This is a genomic window from Fulvivirga kasyanovii (assembly GCF_009711405.1).
GTDB classification, from domain to species: domain Bacteria; phylum Bacteroidota; class Bacteroidia; order Cytophagales; family Cyclobacteriaceae; genus Fulvivirga; species Fulvivirga kasyanovii.
The window spans coordinates 7,861-11,269 of the sequence record NZ_SMLW01000455.1 but is presented as its reverse complement, the minus strand read 5'-3'; the positions used below and the strand labels follow the sequence as shown (position 1 = coordinate 11,269).

Below are 3,409 nucleotides of genomic sequence, written 5' to 3'. Positions count from 1 at the left end.
GTGAAACGGAAAATCCCAATATGAGAAACCACCAAAGGGTGAACCCGCTCCTGCCGCAAGAATAGCAACAAATTAGCCTGAGATACCGGTATGGCAAAGGATTTGAGATGCCATTATTAAATATTAAAATCAGCAAAAAGCTTACTTTGTAATATTTGCAGAAAACGATTTTAAAAGCATAGTCGCTCCGGCAGAACAAGCTGCATTAAGAGAGTAAGTAAATTAAGATAAAAGCATTTCCTAGTGTGGAGAGGTCAGGCAAAATGCCTGGCCTTTTCTGTTATAAGTGTTAGCTTTCCAGGGTTTCTTCGGTAAGGGTTTGCTTTTCAAACAACTCTTTATAAGCGCCATTCATCTTCATGAGCTCATCATGTGTTCCTTCCTCTATCACATAACCGTCATCCAGTACTATAATTTTATCAGCAAGCTTGGCAGAGGACACCCTATGGGAAATAACCAGGGAGGTTCTGCCTTTCATGATACGCTTCATGCTGTTAAGAATAGTATTTTCTGTCTTGGTATCCACCGCAGATAAGGCATCATCAAGCATCAATATTTTGGGGTCACGGGATATAGCCCTGGCTATGGAAACCCGCTGCTTCTGCCCGCCACTCAATGTTATGCCACGTTCGCCTACGCGGGTATTGAAACCATTCGGAAATTCTATAATGTTATTATAAACATCTGCCTCACGGGCTGCATCAAGTATTCGCTCTTCCGTGGCCTCGGTAGCACCAAAAGCAATATTATTATAGATAGTATCGCTGAAAAGAAATACATCCTGAGGTACATATCCGATCTGGCTTCGCAGGCTGATGAGGTTATATTTTTGTATTTCCCTTCCGTCAATTATGATCTGCCCGCTGGACACATCATACATCCTGGAGATCAGATTGGCTATGGTACTTTTGCCAGAACCTGTGGTTCCGATTATAGCCAAAGACTGCCCGGGCTTAACTTTAAAAGAGACATCTTTCAAAGCCTGAATGCCTGAGTCCGGATAAACAAAATCCACATGGTCAAACTCTATCTCGCCCTCAAGTTCTTCCACCAAATCTTCCGTACTCACAATGTCGTTTTCTACTTTCAGGAATTCGTTGAGCCTCTTCTGCGATGCCGCCGCACGTTGAATAATACTGCTTATCCAGCCGAGTGAGGTTACCGGCCAGGTCAGAAGGTTTACATAAATGATAAATTCTGCGATGTTACCAAATGTAAGGGTGCCCTTGATCACTTCCGCACTACCAGCATATACTGTTAATATAGTACTCAGTCCAATAAGGCCGAGGATCAAAGGGAAGAACAGTGATTGCACTTTGGTAAGCTCGAGCGAACGGTCTTTATATTCATTACTTTCATTCGTGAACTTTCTTATAGAGTCGCTTTCCCTCGTAAAAGATTTTAACACTCGTATGCCGGAAAAAGCCTCCTGCACAAAGGTGGACAAGGCTGACTGGCTGACCTGGATCTCTTCTGACCTTTTATTGATGATGTTATTGACGTAGTAGATGCTTACGGATAGAATCGGTAGCGGGATAAGCGCATACAGGGTTAAGGTAACATTGATGGAAAGCATGTAGGGTATGAGCATAGCAAAAAGGGTGACCATGCTAAGCCCGTACATAATCGAAGGTCCCAGATACATGCGCACTTTGCTCACATCCTCAGAGATTCGGTTCATAAGGTCGCCGGTGTTGTTTCTCCTGTAAAAGCTTAAAGGCAGAGACTGGTAATGCGCATAAATTTCATTTTTAAGGTCAAACTCTATCAACCTCGACATTACAATAATGGTCTGGCGTACCATAAAAAGGAATACACCCCGCAGCAGGGCCATAACCAGTATCAGCACGGCGTAGATCAAAATACTTCCTGCAAAAATATCGTAGATATCATTTTGCAGGTCTACACCTTCAAAGGCGCGGTATACACTGATGTTTTCACTCACCAGGTTCATGGCGTACCGCACTATAGGTGCCGGAATGATTTGAAAGATGTTGGAAATGATAATAAACACCAGTCCCAGGACGAGGTGATATTTGTATTTCCAAAGATATTTATTGAGATAGCTTAGTTCCTTCATTCAGCGAGAGTCCTGGTCAAGATAAAATGCTTCGTTTAAGTACGTAAACCAAATTTTATATGGGTTTATCTCTAAAACGGCCTACGGCGTTCCGGGTTTTTCGCAAACGTTACCGGAATTGAAAAAATAACAAAAAAGCCTTATTTTTGACCGACCTTTTTTCTAGAGCATTCCTCTTTTATCAAGGTTCAAAACTACAATAAACTAATTATTTAACATTATTATGATGGAAATAAATGAAGTGGAACGAGTGGGTGAGGATTCTGTCTTTGGCGGGCTCGCAAAACTCAATCATGAGCAGGTGGTTTTCTGCCATGATCAGGCTACGGGCCTAAAGGCAATCATTGGGATCCATAACACTGTATTGGGACCTGCTCTTGGAGGCACAAGGATGTGGAACTACGCTTCTGAAAAAGAAGCGCTGACCGACGTACTTCGACTATCAAGGGGAATGACCTACAAGGCAGCCATTACAGGCCTTAATCTGGGTGGTGGAAAAGCCGTTATTATCGGTGATGCTTCTACTATGAAAACCGAAGCTTTCCTCAGAAGGTTTGGCAAGTTTGTAGAGAGCCTGAACGGTAAGTACATCACGGCTGAGGACGTGAATATGAAGACGCGTGACATGGAGTACATCGGTATGGAAACTTCACACGTGACAGGCCTCCCTGAAAGCATGGGTGGTGGCGGAGACCCATCTCCGGTTACAGCTTATGGTACATATCTCGGCATGAAAGCTACTGCCAAAAAAGTATTTGGCAGCGACAGTCTCACAGGTAAAAAAATTGGTGTACAGGGCGTTGGCCAGGTAGGTATGTATCTGGTAGAGCACCTTACAAAAGAAAATGCCGAGGTTTATATAACGGATATCAACCAGGAAAAGCTTAAGCAGGTATCGTCAAACTATGGCGCCAAAGTGGTAGGCATGGACGAAATCTATGATATCGACATGGATGTTTACTCTCCATGTGCATTAGGCGCTACTTTGAACGACAACACTATCAAAAGGCTGAAGTGCCAGATAGTTGCCGGTGCAGCCAATAACCAGCTTGAAGACGAGCACAGGCACGGATATATGCTGATCGATAAAGGCATAACTTACGCTCCTGATTTTCTTATCAATGCTGGTGGGCTGATCAACGTATATGAAGAGCACCTTGGTGCGTATAATCGAGACAGGGCTTACAATACTGCCGAGAAAATCTATGATACCTGCCTTAACATTTTAAATGTTGCGGAAGACAAAGGTATCTCCACGCAGGAAGCTGCCATACAACTTGCAGAAAAACGAATTGCAGATATAGGTAGGGTTAAGTTACCTCGATAAAC

At 43.3% G+C, this 3,409-nt stretch carries 2 protein-coding genes; one reads left to right on the top strand and one right to left on the bottom strand.

What is annotated here, in order from left to right; genetic code table 11:
* Window positions 1-289: 289 nt before the first annotated feature.
* Window positions 290-2,080 carry an ABC transporter ATP-binding protein gene (locus tag E1163_RS07685; RefSeq protein ID WP_155170852.1) on the bottom strand — a complete coding sequence of 597 codons (1,791 nt, stop codon included), beginning with the start codon at window positions 2,078-2,080 and terminating at the stop codon, window positions 290-292.
* Window positions 2,081-2,303: 223 nt separating this feature from the next.
* Here E1163_RS07685 and E1163_RS07680 point away from each other — a divergent pair, with 223 nt between their 5' ends.
* Window positions 2,304-3,407: a Glu/Leu/Phe/Val dehydrogenase dimerization domain-containing protein gene (locus tag E1163_RS07680; RefSeq protein WP_155170851.1), complete on the top strand. Its 1,104-nt coding sequence runs from the start codon at window positions 2,304-2,306 to the stop codon at window positions 3,405-3,407.
* Window positions 3,408-3,409 lie beyond the last annotated feature (2 nt).